This is a genomic window from Halopseudomonas sp., from assembly GCF_038130085.1.
GTDB lineage: Bacteria > Pseudomonadota > Gammaproteobacteria > Pseudomonadales > Pseudomonadaceae > Halopseudomonas.
In genome coordinates this window covers 1-19,623 of the sequence record NZ_JAYPMU010000019.1, presented here as the reverse complement: position 1 = coordinate 19,623, position 19,623 = coordinate 1, and the positions used below count along the sequence as shown (strand labels likewise).

The 19,623-nt window shown below is 59.4% G+C and carries 16 protein-coding genes and 1 pseudogene; 5 read left to right on the top strand and 12 right to left on the bottom strand.

Annotated features, from left to right (window positions below):
* Positions 1 to 32: 32 nt before the first annotated feature.
* Positions 33 to 776 carry a class I SAM-dependent methyltransferase gene (locus AAFM31_RS13600; RefSeq protein ID WP_341708470.1) on the bottom strand — a complete coding sequence of 248 codons (744 nt, stop codon included), beginning with the start codon at positions 774 to 776 and terminating at the stop codon, positions 33 to 35.
* A 198-nt stretch (positions 777 to 974) separates the two neighbouring features.
* Between AAFM31_RS13600 and trpB the strand changes: the two genes are divergently transcribed.
* Positions 975 to 2,183, top strand: coding sequence for a tryptophan synthase subunit beta (gene trpB, locus AAFM31_RS13595; protein ID WP_341708469.1), 1,209 nt, complete (start codon positions 975 to 977; stop codon positions 2,181 to 2,183).
* 70 nt (positions 2,184 to 2,253) lie between these two features.
* Here trpB and AAFM31_RS13590 read toward each other — a convergent pair whose 3' ends face one another.
* A complete protein-coding gene (locus AAFM31_RS13590) occupies positions 2,254 to 3,153 on the bottom strand; it encodes a LysR substrate-binding domain-containing protein (RefSeq protein WP_341708468.1) in 900 nt (299 codons plus the stop codon).
* A 115-nt stretch (positions 3,154 to 3,268) separates the two neighbouring features.
* On the opposite strand from AAFM31_RS13590, the gene AAFM31_RS13585 reads away from it, so the two are divergent.
* Positions 3,269 to 3,970: an NAD(P)H-dependent oxidoreductase gene (locus AAFM31_RS13585; protein WP_341708467.1), complete on the top strand. Its 702-nt coding sequence runs from the start codon at positions 3,269 to 3,271 to the stop codon at positions 3,968 to 3,970.
* Between the two features lie 152 nt (positions 3,971 to 4,122).
* Positions 4,123 to 4,929 (top strand): transporter substrate-binding domain-containing protein, encoded by an 807-nt coding sequence (locus AAFM31_RS13580; protein WP_341708466.1) that lies wholly within the window; start codon positions 4,123 to 4,125, stop codon positions 4,927 to 4,929.
* 42 nt (positions 4,930 to 4,971) lie between these two features.
* On the opposite strand, the gene AAFM31_RS13575 is transcribed toward AAFM31_RS13580, so the two are convergent.
* A complete protein-coding gene (locus tag AAFM31_RS13575) occupies positions 4,972 to 7,254 on the bottom strand; it encodes an OsmC domain/YcaO domain-containing protein (RefSeq protein ID WP_341708465.1) in 2,283 nt (760 codons plus the stop codon).
* A gap of 154 nt (positions 7,255 to 7,408) precedes the next feature.
* Here AAFM31_RS13575 and AAFM31_RS13570 point away from each other — a divergent pair, with 154 nt between their 5' ends.
* Complete coding sequence (locus AAFM31_RS13570) at positions 7,409 to 8,737, top strand: diguanylate cyclase domain-containing protein (protein ID WP_341708464.1); 1,329 nt, start codon at positions 7,409 to 7,411, stop codon at positions 8,735 to 8,737.
* Here AAFM31_RS13570 and AAFM31_RS13565 read toward each other — a convergent pair.
* The 6 genes from AAFM31_RS13565 to AAFM31_RS13540 all read right to left on the bottom strand — a co-directional run bounded on the left by AAFM31_RS13565 (position 8,707) and on the right by AAFM31_RS13540 (position 16,767).
* Complete coding sequence (locus tag AAFM31_RS13565) at positions 8,707 to 9,900, bottom strand: alpha/beta hydrolase (protein WP_341708463.1); 1,194 nt, start codon at positions 9,898 to 9,900, stop codon at positions 8,707 to 8,709. The genes AAFM31_RS13570 and AAFM31_RS13565 overlap by 31 nt on opposite strands.
* Positions 9,901 to 10,051: 151 nt before the next feature.
* Complete coding sequence (locus AAFM31_RS13560) at positions 10,052 to 11,206, bottom strand: J domain-containing protein (protein ID WP_341708462.1); 1,155 nt, start codon at positions 11,204 to 11,206, stop codon at positions 10,052 to 10,054.
* Positions 11,203 to 12,903 carry a molecular chaperone HscC gene (locus AAFM31_RS13555; protein ID WP_341708461.1) on the bottom strand — a complete coding sequence of 567 codons (1,701 nt, stop codon included), beginning with the start codon at positions 12,901 to 12,903 and terminating at the stop codon, positions 11,203 to 11,205. The genes AAFM31_RS13560 and AAFM31_RS13555 overlap by 4 nt, the downstream gene beginning before the upstream one ends.
* 167 nt (positions 12,904 to 13,070) lie before the next feature.
* Positions 13,071 to 14,471: an ethanolamine permease gene (gene eat / locus AAFM31_RS13550; RefSeq protein WP_341708460.1), complete on the bottom strand. Its 1,401-nt coding sequence runs from the start codon at positions 14,469 to 14,471 to the stop codon at positions 13,071 to 13,073.
* Between the two features lie 47 nt (positions 14,472 to 14,518).
* Positions 14,519 to 15,364 carry an ethanolamine ammonia-lyase subunit EutC gene (gene eutC / locus AAFM31_RS13545; protein ID WP_341708459.1) on the bottom strand — a complete coding sequence of 282 codons (846 nt, stop codon included), beginning with the start codon at positions 15,362 to 15,364 and terminating at the stop codon, positions 14,519 to 14,521.
* Complete coding sequence (locus AAFM31_RS13540; RefSeq protein ID WP_341708458.1) at positions 15,361 to 16,767, bottom strand: ethanolamine ammonia-lyase subunit EutB; 1,407 nt, start codon at positions 16,765 to 16,767, stop codon at positions 15,361 to 15,363. The genes eutC and AAFM31_RS13540 overlap by 4 nt, the downstream gene beginning before the upstream one ends.
* 210 nt (positions 16,768 to 16,977) lie before the next feature.
* Here AAFM31_RS13540 and AAFM31_RS13535 point away from each other — a divergent pair, with 210 nt between their 5' ends.
* Positions 16,978 to 17,922, top strand: coding sequence for a helix-turn-helix domain-containing protein (locus AAFM31_RS13535; protein WP_341708457.1), 945 nt, complete (start codon positions 16,978 to 16,980; stop codon positions 17,920 to 17,922).
* 195 nt (positions 17,923 to 18,117) lie between these two features.
* Here the strand turns inward: AAFM31_RS13535 and AAFM31_RS13530 are convergent, their stop codons facing one another.
* The 3 genes and pseudogenes from AAFM31_RS13530 to AAFM31_RS13520 all read right to left on the bottom strand — a co-directional run.
* A complete protein-coding gene (locus tag AAFM31_RS13530) occupies positions 18,118 to 18,609 on the bottom strand; it encodes a GNAT family N-acetyltransferase (protein WP_341708456.1) in 492 nt (163 codons plus the stop codon).
* A 28-nt stretch (positions 18,610 to 18,637) separates the two neighbouring features.
* A complete protein-coding gene (locus AAFM31_RS13525; protein WP_341708455.1) occupies positions 18,638 to 19,120 on the bottom strand; it encodes a hypothetical protein in 483 nt (160 codons plus the stop codon).
* 159 nt (positions 19,121 to 19,279) lie between these two features.
* Positions 19,280 to 19,570: pseudogene (locus AAFM31_RS13520) on the bottom strand (IS30 family transposase); the annotation flags it as partial.
* Positions 19,571 to 19,623: the final 53 nt, after the last annotated feature.

Sequence of the window (19,623 nt, the reverse complement as noted above, 5' to 3'; positions counted from 1 at the left end):
CCGGGGACTTCCCAGCCGCACTACCAGCAAACTCAGCGCTTCACACCGACAACCAACGCATTACCAGACGCTTCGTTCCAAGGCACCAGTCGCTGGTAGTCATGCTCCAGCACCTGCAGCTCGAAATACGGTTCCAACACCTCGATCAGCTCACTGAAGGTCACCGCCACCATCGGGTGCTCGTCTTTCCACAACTGGGTGCCACTGCCATCGGTCCGCTCGATGCGCAGACGCAAGCGCTGCTGCTCGCCCTCGCCTGCGTAATACCAGCCCGAGCTGAAACGAAACGCCGCCCCATCCTGATGGGCAGTGTGGGACACGAAGGAGCTATTATCGATTTGGCTTTTGTCGACTGCGTTGAAGCAGAACACCCCGCCATCAGCCAGCGCAGCGTGAACGCTGGCGATGCACGCGCGCAGCCGCTCGATGCTGCCGCTGTAGTGGATGGAGTAGAGAAAGCAGGTAATCAGGTCGAGCGGCTGCGTGATGCTGAAACCGCACATATCCTGCTGCGAAAACGTCGCCTCCGGGCAGCGCTGCTGCGCGAGATCTAGCATCGGCTGGTTGATGTCCAACCCGCTGCTTTGGAATCCCGCATCGAGAAAGTGCCGCACGTGCGGACCGGTGCCACAGGCCAGATCCAGATGGCGCTTGCCACCGTTACCGAACAGCTGATGAATGCGCTGCACGCACTCGCTTTGCGCCTGATAGTCGATATCGGCGCACATCAGGTCGTAGTAACCGGACAGGTCGGTGTAAATGGCGTTGTGGGACATGGCGACCTGAGGCGGCAGTTGCGGTGGCGCATGATATATCCAAGCCACAAAAAGTCATCCATAAATCCGCTGACCGGCAGCCTTAAGGCAGGGCTAGCATCATCAATCCGGGTATGGATGCGAGTGCAGAGCACTGCGTCACTGGTTACACTACGCCCCTGCCTGAATACCCCTTTAATCTGCAAGGACACCCACACCATGACCCAAGACCTGCTCTCCACTCCGATGCCTGACGCCAACGGTTACTTCGGCCCCTACGGCGGCCAGCTGGTGCCGCCGGAGCTGAAGCAGGCGATGGATGATATCGATGCGGCGTATGAAGAGATCCGCCAGCGCGAGGACTTCCAGCAGGAGCTGGCCAGTCTGTTTGCCGACTACGTCGGTCGCCCTAGCCCGATCTTTCATGCCAAGCGTCTGTCGGAGAAGCTCGGCGGTGCGCAGATTCATCTGAAGCGCGAAGACCTGAACCACACCGGCGCGCACAAGATCAATCACTGCCTGGGCGAAGCGCTGCTGGCCAAGTTCATGGGCAAGAAGAAAGTGATCGCCGAGACCGGCGCTGGTCAGCATGGCGTGGCGCTGGCCACCGCCTGTGCGCTGGTAGGCATTCCCTGCGAGATTCACATGGGTCAGGTGGATATCGAGAAGGAACACCCGAACGTCACCAAGATGCGCATTCTCGGCTGCAAGCTGGTACCGGTTACCCGTGGCGCGGCGACCCTGAAAGAAGCGGTCGACAGCGCCTTTGAGGAGTACCTCAAGAACCCGACGGACTACATCTACGCTATCGGCTCGGTGGTTGGCCCGCACCCGTTCCCGAAGATGGTGCGCGACTTCCAGTCAATCATCGGTAATGAGGCGCGCGAGCAGTTCCTCGCCAAGTACAACCGCCTGCCTGACCACACTGTGGCCTGTGTCGGCGGTGGTTCCAACGCGATGGGCATGTTCACTGCCTTCCTCGGCGACGACAGCGTGCATCTGGTGGGCGTTGAGCCCGCAGGTGAAGGCGTCGACAAGGTCGGCCGCCACGCGGCCACGCTGTCGGTCGGCAAGCCGGGGGAACTGCACGGCATGGCCTGCTACGTACTGGAAGATGAACAGGGCAACCCGTCTGCCGTGCACTCCATCGCCTCCGGCCTGGACTATCCCGGCGTTGGCCCGCAGCACAGCTTCCTGAAGGATATTGGCCGCGTTGATTACCAGTCAGTGACCGACCAGGAGTGTCTGGACGCCTTCATGACCCTGTCCCGTACCGAAGGCATTATCCCCGCGCTGGAAAGCGCACACGCTGTGGCCTGGGCCATGCGCGAAGCGCCGAAGCTGCCGAAAGACAGCCATATTCTGGTCAACCTGTCCGGCCGTGGAGACAAGGATGCGGACTACGTAGCGCAGAAGCTGGGGCTGTAACCGCCCCGTTCAAGAGCCGCTCCGAAGAGCGGCTCTCCCCCTTCAACAACAAGCGCAACGCAGGCAGCTTTCACAGCGTGCACACACCGCCCGGCACCGCCATCACCCAATCCCTGACCGCCTGAATTGTGGGTTCATTCTTGCGGCTTTCGGGATAGACCAGATAAAACGCCTTGCCCTTGATCTCGGGGCCGAAGGGCACCACGAGGCGTCCCGCGGCCAGTTCATCTTCGATCAACTCACGGCTCATCAACGCCACACCCTGCGCACCGACCGCCGCCGACACCCCGTGCGTCTCATCGGAGAACACCAAACCCGCGCTCACATCCAGCCCCGGCACTTTCGCCAGTTTCTGCCAGCCCGCCCAATCCACCGGCCCGGAGCCAACCGACGGGCTGCGGAAGTGAATCAACGGGTGCTTTGGCAGATCCGCCGCATCGCGTAAACCGAGCAGCGGACTGCAGGCAGGCACAAAGGTGTTATCCAGCAGCTTTTCCGCCAGCATGCCCGGCCAGCGGCCATCGCCGTAACGAATGGCGATATCTGCCGTCACACCATCCAGCGCCACGGCCTCGTGGGAAGCGTGGATACGCAGATCAATATTGGGATGGGTCTCGCGCAGCATGCAGACCCAAGACAACAGCCAACGGGACGCAATGACCGGCGTGGTAGTCAGCGTAATAGCGTGGCGCTGCGGCGCGCTGCGCAGCCGCTCAACCGCAACGCTGATGCTGTCGAACGCGTCTTCCAACACATCCTTCAGTTCGCGCCCGGGGGCGGTCAGCTCCAGCTTGCGTGGCTTGCGCACGAAGAGCGAAACGCCGAGCGACTCCTCCAGCGAACGGATCTGATGGCTGATCGCCGTTGCGGTAACCGACAGCTCCTCTGCCGCCTGTTTGGCGCTCTCGTGTCTGGCAGCTGCCTCGAACGCACGAAGGGCTGCTAAGGGAGGTAATTTGCGCTGCGCCATAGATGAATCCCTTTCACCCATATCTCAAAATATTCATCGTTTGTCGCCCTGATCAGGCGAATTTAGGCTGAGTCTGCTGCCATTTTCAGATGAATTCAACTTCAGGAGACTTACCATGCCGCACATTCTTCAACTGGACGCCAGCGCCCGCCCCGGTCTGGCGGGCAAGGACTTGCACGGGTCGCACAGCCGTAACCTCAGCCAGCGCTTTGTCAGCCAGTGGCTGGCGCAACGCCCGCAAGACACCACCACCTACCGCGATATCGGCCAGAAGCCGCCAGCATTTATCAGCCATGACTGGATCGCTGCCAGTTTCACACCTGAGGCGCAACGTGAGCCCTGGATGCACGACACGCTGGCTGAAAGTAACCAGCTGGCTGACGAGTTGATCGCCGCCGACATCCTGGTTATCGGCGTCCCGCTCTACAATTTCGGCATGCCCGCCGCACTGAAAGCCTGGATCGACCAGATCGTACGACCGGGCAAAACCGTCGATATCGACACCAGCAACCCGGACGATCCGTACACCCCGCTACTGGCAGACCGTCCACGCCACGCCGTTATTCTCACCGCTCGCGGCGGCGTCGGCTTCGGCCCCGGCGGTGAACTGGAAGCACTGAACCACCTGGAGCCGGCGCTGATCACGGCACTCAATTTTATCGGTATCAACCAGATACATCAGATTGCTATTGAAGGTCATGAGATCGGCGGTGAAGTGCTGGCCAACTCGGTGGCACTGGCGCAGCGTCAGGTCGACGCACTGGTACAGGAGCTGAGCCGACAGCTGCAATCCACGCCGATTGCCGAACCTGCCTGACGGGCAGACAGCCGTGCGCGGCTTTAGCGCAGGACTATGGGCCGCGCGGGCAATCTTGTCGAAACATGGCATTTGTCCGCTCAGCCCCCTTTTCGCACCCGGGGCTGGTGCTGTTAGACTCCGGAAATCGACGATTGAATATCGAGCAACGGATGCAGTGGATTCCAGCCAGCCAGCGTAAACCCAAGGTGCCTCAGCGCAGCCTGTGGCTCGGCCTGTTGCTGTTGCTCAGCTCGCCCGCGATGGCCGACCCGCAGTGCGAGAAAACCCTGCGCTGGAATGACGATCCGCCGCTGAGCATGGAGCTGCCAGACGGCCGTGTCGGTGGTATTTACGTCGAGTTGAACGAGGCCGCACTGGAGCGGCTCGGCTGCAAAACAAGATTACGCAAGCTGCCCTGGGCACGGGCCTTGAAGGAGCTGGAACTTGGCCGTCTCGATATTTTGCCCGGCGCCTTCCGCCGCCCCGAGCGCGAAGCGTATGCACACTTTTCCGGCACCGTGCTGCCGCCCTCACGCAACATCCTGTTCGCTCGCACCGACACCATTGAGCGCTGGCCAATAACGCGACTGCCTGAGCTGGCCAATCTGCCCTTTCGCCTGGGTGCGCAAATCGACGTCCAATACGGCCCGGATTATCAGGTACTGATGAGCGACCCGCAGTACGCCGATGGCGTGTTTATGGCCAACAACCGCTCCAGTTTGTGGAACATGATCGACAAGGGCCGTATCGACGGCGCGATCGCCGATGAGCACACCGGCGCTTGGGAGATTCAGCAGCTGGGTTTAGGCGACGCTATCACCGCGACGGATGTGGTTGTTTCCGATGACGCGGCGGAAGTCGCCTTCAGCAAACGCTCCAACGACCTGAACTTCGTCAGAGCCTACGCTACGGCGCTGCAGGAGCTGGTGAGCGACGGCAGCTATCAGCGGATTGTTCGGCGTTATCTGCAGCACTGATACGCCTGCGCACGCTGCTCCCCATTCCGCATTACAACCCGATCACTTTCTCCGCCAACCCGCACCAACGCGCGGGCGCGTCGGCTGCAGCAACGGATTACGCTCCTCAACAGCCTCGGTGGGCGCAGCATTGGCAGCTGCCTTGGCCCGCGCGGCGTGGAGCTTCTTGTAGCTGTCGATGAGGCGTAGATGGCGATCCAGCCCTTCCAGCTTCAGGCTGGTGGGTGTCAGGCCATAGAAGCGCACTTCACCGTTCACCGAGCCAATAACGGCGTCCATACGCTCGTTGCCGAACATGCGACGAAAGTTGGGCTCAAAATCTGCCAGCTCCAACTCTTCGTCCAAAAGCACTTCCAGAACCACATTGACCGCCTGATAAAACAGCCCGCGCTCGACGGTGTTGTCGTTGAACTGCAGGAAGGCTTCGACCTGTTCCTTGGCGTCCTCGAAGCGCTGCTGCGCCAGGTAGATCAGCAGCTTGAGTTCCAGGATGGTCAGCTGACCCCACGTGGTGTTGTCATCGAACTCGATGCCGATCAGCGTCTTGATGTCGGTGTAGTCGTCCAGCTCGCTCTCTTCCAGCCGCTCGACCAGCCCCTGCAGCTGCTCATCGTCGAGGCTGTGCAGGTTGAGAATGTCAGCGCGGAAATCCAGCGCCTTGTTGGTGTTGTCCCAAATCAGATCCTCAACCGGGTAGATCTCGGAGTAGTCCGGCACCAGAATTCGGCAGGCGTTGGCACCCAGGTCGGTGTAGGTCGCCATGTAGGCTTCCTTGCCAATGTCCTTGAGGATGCCAAACAGGGTATCGGCTTCCTGCTGGTTGGAGTTTGCCCCCTCGCCGGAGAAGTCCCACTCGACAAAGTCGTAGTCGGACTTGGCGCTGAAGAAGCGCCAGGAGACCACGCCGCTGGAGTCGATAAAGTGTTCGACAAAGTTGTTCGGCTCGGTCACCGCCTGACTTTCAAAGGTCGGCTGCGGCAGATCGTTCAAGCCTTCGAAGCTGCGGCCTTGCAGCAGCTCAGTCAGACTGCGCTCCAGCGCCACTTCAAGGCTCGGGTGCGCGCCGAAGGAGGCGAACACGCCTCCGGTGCGCGAGTTCATCAGCGTCACGCACATGACCGGGAAGCGACCGCCGAGCGAGGCGTCCTTCACCAGCACCGGGAAGCCCTGCTCTTCCAGCCCCTTGATGCCGGCAACGATGCCCGGATACTTGGCCAGCACGGCGTCCGGCACATCAGGTAGCGCCAGTTCGCCTTCCAGAATCTCGCGCTTGACCGCTCGCTCGAAGATCTCCGACAGGCACTGCACCTGCGCTTCCGCCAGCGTGTTACCCGCACTCATGCCGTTGCTGAGGAACAGGTTTTCGATCAGGTTGGAGGGGAAGTACACCGTCTTGCCGTCGGACTGACGAACGAAGGGCAACGCGCAGATGCCGCGCTCGGCGTTGCCGGAGTTAGTGTCGATCAGATTTGAGCCACGCAGTTCGCCTTCCGGGTTGTAGATCGCCAAACAATAGGAATCGAGCAGCCCCGCAGGCAGGTCGTCATTGCGTCCGACCTTGAACCAGCGCTCGTTCGGATAATGGACGAACTCGGCATTGGCGATGTCTTCGCCCCAGAACTGGTCGTTGTAGAAGAAGTTACAGTTCAGCCGCTCGATGAACTCGCCGAGCGCCGAGGCCAGCGCCGCCTCCTTGGTGGAGCCCTTGCCGTTGGTAAAGCACAGCGGCGACTGCGCGTCGCGGATGTGCAGCGACCAGACGTTGGGCACGATGTTGCGCCAGGAGGCAATCTCGATCTTCATGCCCAGCCCGGCGAGGATGCCGGACATGTTGGCAATGGTCTGCTCCAGCGGCAGGTCCTTGCCGAGAATCCGCGTGCCCTCGCCTTCGGTCTGCACCGGCATCAGCAGCGACTGGGCGTCGGCGTCCAGGTTCTCGACCTCTTCGATGACAAAATCCGGGCCGGTCTGCACCACCTTCTTGACCGTGCAACGCTCGATTGAGCGCAGGATACCCAGCCGATCCTTCTCGGAGATATCGGCCGGCAACTCCACCTGAATCTTGAAGATCTGCTTGTAGCGGTCTTCCGGGTCCACGATGTTGTTCTGCGACAGCCGGATGTTGTCGGTCGGAATATTGCGGGTGTTGCAATACAGCTTCACGAAGTACGCCGCACACAACGCCGACGATGCCAGGAAGTAATCAAACGGCCCCGGCGCAGAGCCATCGCCCTTGTAGCGAATGGGCTGGTCCGCCACCACCGTGAAGTCGTCAAACTTGGCTTCAAGTCGGAGGTTATCGAGAAAGTTGACCTTGATTTCCATTGCGGGCACCAGAACCGGGGGCAGAGTGAATAGCCCGCCATTATCCGGCTTTTGTCGAGAAAGTCATGCGAGCGCCGACGGACCATCAGATCAGGGCAAAATTTCACACCGCCGCGGTAGCAAGACACGGCCATCTGCCACTATATTGAACGGCATGACAACCACCCCGAATATCACCCACGACAGGCTGCTGGATCTGCTGCTGGATGTCGTCTGCGTCGTAAACAAGGATGGGCGCTTCTTATCCGTTAGCGCGGCCAGCGAACGGGTTTTTGGTTATTTGCCGGATGAGATGATTGGCCGCACGGCCTTTGAGTTCGTCCACCCGGACGACAAGCTCGCCACCCAGGCGCGCGCTGCACGCATCAGTGCCGGCGAGCCCGCCCCCGACCACGAAAACCGCTACATCCACAAGAACGGCCAAGTCGTTCATATCATGTGGTCTACCCAGTGGCTGGAAGAAGAGCAAGTTCGCGTTGGGGTCGCCCGGGACATCACAGCGCGCAAGCTGGCCGAGGCCAGGCAGGCCGCGATCTATGCCATCTCAGAAGCGGCTCACCTGTCTCAAGACCTGCCCCTGCTGTACCAGCGGCTGCATGAGTTGATTGCGGCACAGCTGTCGATGAGCAGCTTCGCCGTGGTACTGCATGACCCGGAAACCAGCCAGCTGAGCTACCCGTTCCAGACTGCACCAGAGAACGAGCCGCTACCCGACGCACTGTACGCCGACAGCCTGCTGGCATACGTCATTCAGCGCCACAGCCCTGTGCGGCAGACCGGAAGTGACGAGAAGCATCCCCACTGGCTGGGCGTGCCCCTGGTTTACGATACGCAGACGCTTGGCGCGCTGGTTGCGCGAAACCATGCCGATGCTCCGCCTTACAGCCCCCAAGACGAGGAATTCCTGCACTTTGTTGCAGATCAGCTAGCCACCGCAATCAACCGCCAGCGCACTCACGCCAGACTGTCGTTCCTGGCCCAGCATGATCAATTGACCCAGCTGGCCAACCGCGCCCGCTTCCTTGATCAGCTGCAAAGCGCGGTGCAGCGCGCGCAGCGTAATAGACAGCTTCTGGCCGTGCTTTATCTCGATCTGGATAACTTCAAACAGATCAACGATAACCACGGCCACGCCGTCGGCGATCTGGTTCTGCAGGAAGCCGCCCAGCGGCTGCGCCGAAGCGTGCGCGAATCAGACTGCGTCGGGCGCCTGGGCGGTGACGAGTTTGCTGTGCTGGTAGACAACATCAGCAAACCCGAAGATGCCGCGATGGTTGCGGAGAAGATCTTGGCCGCCCTCAGCGCACCCTGCCAACTGGAAGGCCATACCCTGACCAACACACCCAGCATCGGCATCGCCATCTACCCCGAGCACGGCCAGAACGAGCTGCACCTGATTCGCCGCGCCGACGACGCCATGTACGCAGCCAAGCGCGAAGGCGGCCGCCGCCATCAGTTCTTCGCAGAAGAATCAGCGCTCTGACCCGCCAGAAACGCGAGCAGCCTGTCGACAACCTGTTGCGGCTGCTCCTGTTCCAGCCAGTGCCCAGCACCGTCAATCAACTCGCAGAAGCGCATATCGGTGCAAACTCGGCTCTGCATCGCCTCCAGCGCACCCGGACTCTGATAGGTTCCCCAGTCTTTAGCGCCTGACAGAAAGCACGACGGCACGGTAATCTGCCGACCATCAAACAGCAACATCTCTGCCTGCCCCTGCGCTGAACCCAACGCCCGGTAGTACTGCAGCCCACCCTGCAGGCCAGTGTCGGCAAAGATCCCGGTGTACACCGCCAGCTCGGCATCCGACAGCCAGCCGCAGGCTGCCACCTGCTCGCGCGACGGCATCGCCGCCCCCACGCTTTCAGCAATAGTCTTGCCCTGCTCCAGAATGTAGTAAGTCGGCATAGTCGCCAGATCGGCGGCGCTGGCCGATGACAGCGGCGCAGGATTGTTGCCTGCCCAGTCGGCGCTCTTCATATGGAAATAAGCACGCAGAAAATCGCTCAGGCCCTGCTCGCACTCCAGCATGTGTGCATTGGCATCGGGCTGACAGAAGTAGCGCTGATAGTGCAGCCGCGGCGGCGTCAACGCGGCCAGATCGGCATGTACCTTGGCGATGGCCTGCGCGCTGCTCTGACCATCGAAACGGTACTCCGGCGTCCCCGGATAGGGTGCACTCATCAACGCCACGGAGCGAAATACATCCGGCCGAGTCAGCGCACAGGTGCCGGCAACCGGTGAGCCCATATCGTGACCGACCACCGCCGCGACCGAGTCGTAACCCAACGCAAACACCACCCCCAGCGCATCGCGCACCAGATTGAGAAATCCGTACTGGCTGAGGTCGCCGTCGTAACGGGCATCACCGCCTTCGGTCAGGCCATACCCGCGCTGGTCAGGCGCCACCACGTGATACCCCGCCTCAGCCAACGGCACCATCACCTTGCGCCAACTGAACGCCAACTCGGGAAAACCGTGCAGCAACAGCACACACTCGCGGCCCGGCTGCTCAAAGCCAGCCTCGAGGATGTGGACGTTCAAACCATTGCCGTTGTTAATCTGGCGGGAGCGAATGCCTGGCGGCAACTGTGCAAGCATCGCAGCACGAGCAGCATTGCTGACCGCGCTGGCTTTAAATTTGGGCATGGAGTTTCTTCTTGTTTTAGTCGTTATGAAGACGCGGAAGGCCTAAACCTAGCTCGACCGCCCAGACAAGACAACCGTCAGGCAGACAGCGTGAACCTGGCGAATTTAACGACATTGGCAAAATAGATTGAGCCCAAGACAACTCACCCGCTCACACAAACAGGACTGTCAGAGCAGCAGTGCCAAAAATCGCCAGCATGCCCCAAGCCAGGGGCGGCGTCATACTCATGGCAAAACGACGCGATCGCTGCAAACCACCATGGCGGAAGCCCCCACGAAACAATGTGTTTACCGCTATCACGAGTGGATCCACAAAGGCGGTGCGCGGATCGCCTGAGGTCAAGTCCTTTTTGGGGCTAACAAAAGCGTAAAAAAGGTACACAAATGGCACAAAGATACCGATGATCAGCATCAAAACAACATTGCGGCCAGAGTCGGCTATGCGCTTGCAGTAAGCATTCACAAGAACGTACGCAGACATCAGCGTCAATCCAGAACCCAAGAGAGCAAAACCGTCTCTGGGCAAAACCCAGAAACCGGCTAATCCAATCAACCACACGATGGCAACCGTGAGAGCCAGGCCGACAAAAAATTCGGTACGGCTCAAGCGCCCACCCGTGTCCAGCATTGCTTTGAAAAACCATTTCCATCCGGTCCTGGGTGGTGCGCTGGCAATACTGCTGTGGGCAGCCGCCAACAACAAACAGAGCCGCTGCATCGACTCTTCCGACACTGGCAAGGTGACGCACTGATCCTGAGTCCAGTGGAAACTGTCGTCCAATAGCACAAGGACCTTGGCGGGCAGCGGTTGTTGCTGCTTATCAGAGAGCAATTGAATCAGGGCAGGTAGAAGCAAGGCTCCGTGGCGCAATCGGATATCTAGATTGGAGAGCTCCGGGGTACCTAACAACGCTTGCCAGTTACCCAACTCGTTACGTCGCTGGGCGTCTTGCAACAGCTCCTGAAATGCATCGGCCAGCGCCTGCATTCGCCGGGCAAAGGCTTCATTCTCGGCAATCGCAAGGCGCTCCTGATCAATCTTTGCCTGCTGCCGAGCATCGGGTTCTAGCGGCACGACGGGCTGTTCTGACGCGTCGCGATCTTCGATGACGGGGGAGCGCGAATGGACATTGGCCTGAGCTGCCCTAGCCGTAAGCCCTTGCGCCGTTTCGTATGCTTCACGCAACGCCATGAACTGCTCTGGATGCTCTTCCGGATGCACCTCTTTAAGTAGCCGCGCATAAGCACGCTTGAGGGCCCGCAGATCACTGTAGGGTTCGACGCCGAGCGTCTCCCAGCAGTTCACCAGCGCCCCCTGCTGGCACGCAGTTCTGCGAGACGCTCCTCGACCAGCCTGCGCGCGTCGGCGCAACGCTGCAGATCCTGCGAGTCCATTGCGGCCTCAAAATACTGAATCAACTCCTCCAGGTAGTTGCGCTCATCACCGAGCGCCTCAGCCCACATCCGCTCGGCCTCGCCCAACAGTGCAATATTGGCGCTATCTTCGCGTGGGTGAAACTTGAGTTTCTCCATTTCCTTGAGCAACTTGGCCAGGGTTTGCTCGTCAATTTCGCTGGTCGTGTTCTGGATCACCAAGCTGCTGCGCATACCCGTACTAACTACCCCTGCCTGCACTTCCAGCACACCGTTGATGTCGTAGGTGAAGCGCACATCGACCGCCTCCTCACCCGCCTTGGCTCCGGGCACCTGGACTATCAGCTCGCCAATTTTTACGTTGTTGCGCACCATCCGCTGCTCACCTTGATACACCGACAGATTAACAACCCGCTGGTTGTCGGCAACCGTGTAGAAGCGGTCCATGCGGCTGGTCGGGATCACCGTATTGCGCGGAATAATCACACTGAAGAAGCCCGAAGAGCGCTGCTCGCCCACCTCTTTAGCCACCTCGATGCCCAATGAGAACGGACAGACGTCTGTCAGCACCGTGTCGCGCAGACTGGCGTTACGCTCTTTAAGCGCGGCCTGCACCGCGGCGCCCATAGCGACCACCAGATCAGGATCAATGGTGGTCGCCGGAATGCGGCCGAACAGGCGGCCTACATGACTGCGCACCACAGGCATGCGCGTTCCGCCACCCACCAGAATCACCTCGTCAAAATCATCCCGGCTCATCCCGGCGTCCAGCACCGCGCGTTCGATTGGCCCGCGAATGCGGTCCAGCAGCACGGTGCACGTCTGCACAAAAGCGTCACGGCTGAACGTCAGACTGTGTTCCCGCCCCCCAATGCTGAGCAGCATCGGCACCTCGTGCTGATCGGCCAGCGCCTTCTTCGCTTCGTCACAGACACGGTAAAGATGCGCGCGCTCCTCGCGACTGAGCGCGTGTCGCTCGCAACCAATCTGCTCGCAGACGGCTCCGAGCATCGCTGCGGTAAAGTCTTCCCCACCAAGAAAGCTGTCGCCGCTAGTGGCGTGCACTTCAAGCAGGTCTTCAAACTTTTCGAGAATGGAAACGTCGAGCGTACCGCCACCCAGATCTATGACAATGAAACGACATTCTTCTTCGTTTTCCTGAATGCCGTAGGCCAGTGCGGCAGCCGTCGGCTCATTGATCAGCCGCTCGGCCTTGAGACCCGCCAACCGTGCAGCGTTTAGGGTGGCTGTGCGCTGGTGATTATTAAAGTAGGCAGGAACGCTGATGACAGCTTCGTCTACCGGCTCCCCGAGAAAGGCTTCTGCATCTGCCTTGAGCTGCTTGAGCACCAGCGCAGAGAGTTCCTCGGCAGTGAACTGGCGTTTGCCCAGCGTGGCCTTTTCGCTGGTGCCCATGAGACGTTTGAACTGTGCAACGGTCTGCTCGGGATGCGTGACCAATCGGTCTTTGGCAGCACGACCAACCATCACCATGCCGCTGTCGTCGACGCTGACTACCGAAGGGGTCAACAACTCACCCAATGCGTTGGGAATGATGATGCTCTTGTCATCACGCCAGACGCTGACCAGGCTGTTTGTTGTGCCCAGATCTATCCCTACAACGGCCATGCCCCAATTCCTTCTGTTGGCTTTTTTGGGGCCAGTATATACAGCGCAATTACGCAAGGAACAGTCCGAAAACGGCCTATTGCCTACCTGCGCTCCAAGCCGAACAGGTCTTCCCGAAACACAAAAGCCGCCCGAAGGCGGCCTTTGCGTTACTACTTAGCGTTGAATCAGGCAGCAGCCAGATCCGACTCCGCTTCTGCCAGCATGGCGAACTCTTCGTCGGCCGACTTGGCGACCAGATGCTTGCGGCTGTAGCCGAAGTAATAGGCCGCTCCAATCACAAACAGGCCCATGGTGAAGAAGAACGCGCGCGGGTCGAAAGCGTAGACACCAGTCAGCGCGATCAGCGACAGCACCAGCGCGATACCCGAAGTCACTACACCGCCCGGCGTTTTGTAGGGGCGCGGCAGGTCAGGTTGCTTGACGCGCAGCAGGATGTGACTGAGCGCCATCAGCGCGTAAGACACCGTCGCCCCCACTACAGCCATCGCCAGCATCAGGTCGCCCTCACCACTCAGGGAAGCGACGAAACCGAAGATGCCCGGAACGATCAGCGCACGCGCCGGCACCTTGCGCTCAGTGGTCAGCGACAGTGACTTGGGCAGATAACCTGCGCGGGACAGGGCGAACACCAGGCGGCTGTAGCCGTAGATGATTGAGAAGAATGAGGCGACCAGACCCGCCAAACCCAGCACATTCACCAGCGTCGCCAGGCTGGCGTTACCGGTTGCGTTCAGCGCATCCACCAGCGGCACCGCGCTTTCGCCCATGGCTTGCGCCCCGGCGGCGCCCGGCACCAGCACTACTACCATCAGCGCGGTAAACAGCAGAAAGACCATCGCACCGATGATGCCCTTGGGTACGTCCTTGCCCGGGTCCTTGGCTTCCTCAGCGGCCAGCGGCACGCCTTCAACAGCCAGGAACAGCCACATGGCAAACGGCAGCGCCGCCCACACGCCGTACCAGCCCAGCGGCAGCATCTCGCTGGCACCAGCAGCATCGGTCATGGCGATGTCGAACAGGTTGTTGATGTCGAAGTGCATGACCAGCGCCACGCCGGTGGCAACGATGGCGAATACCGCCAGACCGCTGATCACCATCATCACCTTCAGCGCTTCACCCACACCCGCCAGGTGAATACCGACGAACACCAGATAGAAGATCGCGTAGACCCACGGGCCGTTGAAGCCGAGCAGCGCTTCCACCGCAGAACCAATGAAGATAACGATGGCCGCCGGGGCCAGCGCATATTCAATCAGCACCGCAAGGCCGGTCAAAAAGCCACCGGTCGGCCCCATCGCCTGACGGGCAAAACTGTAACCGCCGCCCGCCGCCGGAATGGCCGCCGACATTTCCGCCAGCGACAGTACCAGGGTCAGATACATCAACCCCATGAGCACGGCGGCGATCGCAAAGCCCGCCCAGCCCGCCTGCGCAATACCGAAGTTCCAGCCGGCAAAATCGCCGGAAATAACATAAGACACGCCAAGACCTGCGAGCAGAATCCAGCCCGCAGTCCCGCGCTTGAGTTGCCGTTTGGCAAGGTACGCCTGATGGTCGTTAGACATGAGAGATCCTCAATGGTGTTGCAGTTGTGAATGACGCCTCCCCGACGTCACTCGGAAACCAGAAAATTGCGGCCGCTGCCGCCGTGTTCGATCACCGCGTCTTCGGTGCGGTCTTTGAGGTTGACCCCCGAGAGCTTCAGCCGCTGCGCCTCACGCAGCAGATACAGCGCCCGTTTGGCACCCTCGACATGCGGCAGACCGGCTGGCCGCACGTTGGAAATACAGTTGCGTGATGCATCGGTGAGCCCCGGCTTGGGCGACCAGGTCAGGTAAAGCCCAAGGCTGTCAGGCGAGCTCAGGCCCGGACGCTCGCCAATCAGCAGCAGCACCGCACGGGCGTTCAGCAACGCGCCCACGTCGTCACCCACCGCCACGCGGCCCTGCTCGACGATGGTCAGCGGCGCCAGCGAGCACTCCGGCAGCTCACTGGTGAGCAAGCCCATAAAACGCTGCAGAAACGGCACGGCGTTCTGCGCGATGGCGCGCGATGACAGACCGTCGACAATCACGATGGCCAGATCACTCGGCTGCTCGCAGCCCAGCCCGATCAATTGCTCGCGCGAGGCGTCGTCCAGCAGGCGACCCAAGTCTGGGCGTTGCAGATAGGTCATGCGGTCAACGGCCTGACTGTGCAGGCGAGTCGGCTCGCCCAATGCGGCCAGCTGCGGGTCAGCGGCCAGATCAGCGCACAGCGCGTCGATATCGAGCGGCAGATGCACCGCGTCGCGGGCCTGCGCGTGGGACAGCTGAAATGCCAGCAGCTCGCTGGTCGGCAAGCTGATACCGGCACGGCCCAGGCCAATACGCGCATCGGTAAACTCACGCAGTCGACGCCAGGGGTTCTCGACCACTGCGCCCGGCTGATTGCAGGTTTTGTCGTTGGAGGAACTCATGCCCGACCTCCCAGCAACGCCTTGAGTGAACGGGCAAAGGGTTCGGGTAGCGCGTCGTGCAGAATGTGGCGGTCGGCGTCACGCATGATCTGCATGCGGGTCAGCCACTGTTCAAACTCCGGCGACGGCCGCAACCCCAGCGCGCGACGGGCATACAGCGCATCGTGGAACGAGGTGGTCTGATAATTGAGCATGATGTCGTCCGAGCCGGGGATGCCCATCACGAAGGAACAGCCCGCGACGCCCAGCAGGGTCAGCAGATTGTCCATATCGTTTTGATCGGCTTCGGCGTGATTGGTGTAGCAGACGTCGCAGCCCATCGGCACGCCGAGCAGCTTGGCGCAGAAGTGATCCTCCAGCCCGGCGCGGATGATCTCCTTGCCGTCGAACAGATACTCCGGGCCGATAAAACCGACCACAGTGTTGACCAGCAGCGGCCTGAACTTGCGTGCCACCGCGTAGGCGCGGGTCTCGCAGGTCTGCTGATCCAGGCCATGCTGCGCATTGGCCGACAGCGCACTACCCTGCCCGGTCTCGAAATACATCACGTTGTTACCAACGGTACCGCGGCCCAGACTCAACGCCGCTTGCTGCGCTTCGGCCAGGGTAGCGAGGTTGAAACCGAAGCTGCTGTTAGTGGCCTCGGTGCCGCCAATCGACTGAAACACCAGATCGACCGGCGCCCCGGCCTCGATGCACTCAATGGTGTTGGTCACGTGGGTCAACACGCAGGACTGGGTCGGGATCTCGTATTTCTCGATCACCTCACCCATCAATTTCATCAACTTGATCGCCTGCGCCACGTTGTCGGTAGCAGGGTTGATACCGATCACCGCATCACCGTTACCGTAGAGCAAGCCGTCGAGGATGCTGGCGGCGATGCCGTTCACGTCGTCAGTTGGGTGATTTGGCTGCAAACGGGTCGACAATCGACCGGGCAAACCGATGGTGTTACGAAAGGCCGTGGTCACATGGCACTTCTTGGCAACCAGAATCAGATCCTGATTGCGCATGATCTTGCTCACCGCCGCCGCCATTTCCGGCGTCACACCCGCACGGATCGACTGCAGCACTTCGGGAGTCGCATGGTCGCTCAACAACCAGTTGCGAAAATCCCCGACGGTCAGATGCGAAATGGGCGCAAACGCCGCCGGGTCGTGCTCGTCGATGATCAAACGGGTGATTTCATCCGCCTCATAGGGCACCAGCGCCTCGTTCAAAAAGGTCTTAAGCGGCACCTCGGCCAGGGCCATCTGCGCGACCGCGCGCTCCTCGGCAGACAGCGCAATAACGCCAGCCAGTCGATCACCGGAGCGTTGCGGCGTTGCCTTGGCCATGAGATCGGCCAGATCGCGGAAGCCGAAGGTTCGGCTGCCCAGCGTGTAGCGGTATGAATGATTCATCGTGTTACCTCAGGCATGCAAATTGCTGCGAATGTCGCGTAAGTCACGCGAAGCAGCGTCAGTTGCCTGAAATAGATGCGATGCCTGTTCCAGCGGACTATCAAGATTTGGCAAAAGCGGCCCAAGGGGCCGATTTACGCCCTTTGAGGCATATTCCACCTAGGCATCCTGCGTTAGGATGCCGCCAATCGAACACGCGAGCGCTCGCTAATGCAGCCCATAACTGAGCACAACGCACCAGGAAGGAGCACCCGTGAGGCACAGGACGCCGACGAACACGCTCACAACCTGACCAACTGGCAGCAGGAATACGACCAGTTGGGCGGCGGGCGTTTCTATGGGCGTATAGATGAAGTGGCGCTGGACGGCTGCCAGCTGTTCAAAGAGCACACCAACCGCTCCCTGCGGCAGCAATGCAACGTTTGGAAGGATGCGCTCTGGCTGGGCATCCCGGCCCGCGCCTCAGACTGCCGCATCAACGGCCTTGAGGTCGGCAGCGATCAACTGATGTGCCGCCCCGGCAGCCGCGACTTTGAATTGATGACCCCGGATGCCTTCGACATCTACGGCATCGTCATCAAGGAAGAGATGTTACTGCGCGCAGCCGAGCGCGAAGAGCGCACGCTGGATCTGCAGTCACTTGAACACAGTCCGCGCCTGACCGTGCCGCAGGAGCAGCTAGATCAAGTCCGCGGTCTGCTGGAGCAGGTGCTCTACCGCGGCGCCCTCGGGCTCGACAGTGAACACCAACAGCAACTCGCCAGCCAGGCCCTGCTGGAATTGGTTGCCAATGCCGCACAACCTGCCGCAGCCCCCAGCTACGCGCATCGCCGCAAAGTAGTCGAACAGGTCAAAGCCTATCTGGCCGAACACCCAGACGCACCGCTGAGCATTCCCGAGTTGTGCGAGCGCGTACACGTCAGCCGCCGCACCCTGCAATACAGCTTCGAAAGCATCCTGGGCATCAGCCCGCTGCAATTCCTGCGCAGCGCCCGCCTCAACCAAGTCCGCCGCGCCCTGAGCGACCCACAGCAAGCCAACCCCATCGCCGTCGTCGCCGCCGACAGCGGCTTCTGGCATCCGGGGCAGTTTGCGCGGGACTACAAAGCGTTGTTTGGGGAGAACCCGTCGGAGACGGTTAGAAGGAGTCGGTAGCTCAGCCCCGAAATGGGGCCAGTGTCAGGTGAATACTTGATCTGTACAGCTCGTTAAATATTCGGGATTTCCAGGATCCTTATAATTGTTCATGAGTTTCCTCAGTTTTAAGGAATAGCCTAACGCCGCCAACACAAGCGGCTTTGCTGTGGTGGCCAAGCTAAAACGGGAAACCTGTCGCTGTGCTTGGCCTGGTTATGTTTTGACATTGCGCGCAACCATAATCACTTCGTCTGCCGAGTACAGATTTTCTAGGCTAGCCTCCACTTCGGCGCCCAGAACATTTTTGTATAGACTTTGCGCGTAGTTGTCAGCTCGCGTCGTTACCATAATATGCTTCAACACGGCACCCTGCTGCTTCAGTTTTCGAGTAACATCAGGCAATGTATCTGTGATAAGAATTTTACCGATACCATTCCCCTGAAAGTTTGGAGACACCGCAACCTGCTCCAACTCGAGTACCGCGCTCGGTCTAAACCCCGCTTTCTGAGACCAGATGATATACCCAACGCAGGAATCGTCAGCGTAAGCTACGTAGCAGAACGTTTTGGGAGTTGCATTAAGGTTGCTTTCCAGCCACCTGAACGAATGTTGCTGTCTAATAAATGCTAGACGATGAACTTCGGCCGCCGCATCCAAGTCCCCCGACTCCATTGCTCTTAATGAAATATCCCTGTCAGTTTTCACCTACTTCTCCATAAAACATAACGCTTGGTTAAGGGGCGGGCTTTACCCCGTCCCGAGTGAGCGAAGCGAACGCCTTTAAACCAATTGTTAGAGGAAGATCCTCTTGCCTAATTTCGATTGGCCCTGCGACTTTGATTTTCTCCAGTGCGCCATTCAATATCTCATTTCTTTTGATGGCAAAAACATCTTGAATATAAATACTGCTTAAACACTGGGTTAATGAGCTCCAGATCATAGCTTTAGGCTGTTTAATTAGCAGGTTAACACCCTCGACAATTTCGTTTTTTGATTCGATTCGTTCTAGACGGAGATTTAAGGCGGAATAGAGACTTTTCTGCTTTTCCTTGGTTAGGCTTGAGAAGTGGCTTTCTAGGGAAAAATTTACATTGGAGGCGTTGTGGACAAGCATATTCCTGAGCTCCGAGAGCTCGGATATAAACCGCCTTTCTGCTTTGCTTAGCAGTTTAAGGGTCGAGATAAAGGAAATTTTTCCATATTTTTTATTACTCATATCAAGATGCGCAAATATATCACCGAGTTCGTATTTCCCAAAATAATGGCAAAGCATATCTGCGCACGCGGATTCCAATAATGCGTGCGACTTGATGATGAGAGACCAGTCATCTTCATTTATAAGACTGGGCGGTTGCAGGAGCTGAGTGCAACACGGTTATTGAATTGACGCAGGAGCATCATATTGCATAGCCAAGGCTTTCTGCATCACTTCGCTCATGACTTCGATAGGACATTTGAAATCGAAGCGCTTACGTGGACGCATGTTCAGTTGAAACGCAATGGCATCCAGTTCTTCTTGGCTATGTACCGACAAGTCAGTGCCCTTGGGCAGGTACTGGCGGATCAGGCCATTAATGTTTTCGTTGCTGCCGCGCTGCCAAGGGCTGTGCGGGTCACAGAAGTAGATCGCCACACCGGTTCTCTGGGTGATCTCGGCGTGCTGTGCTGAACCGCCCCGGGTTTCGCGGAGGCTTCAACTCCTGAGAAGATGAAGCCATG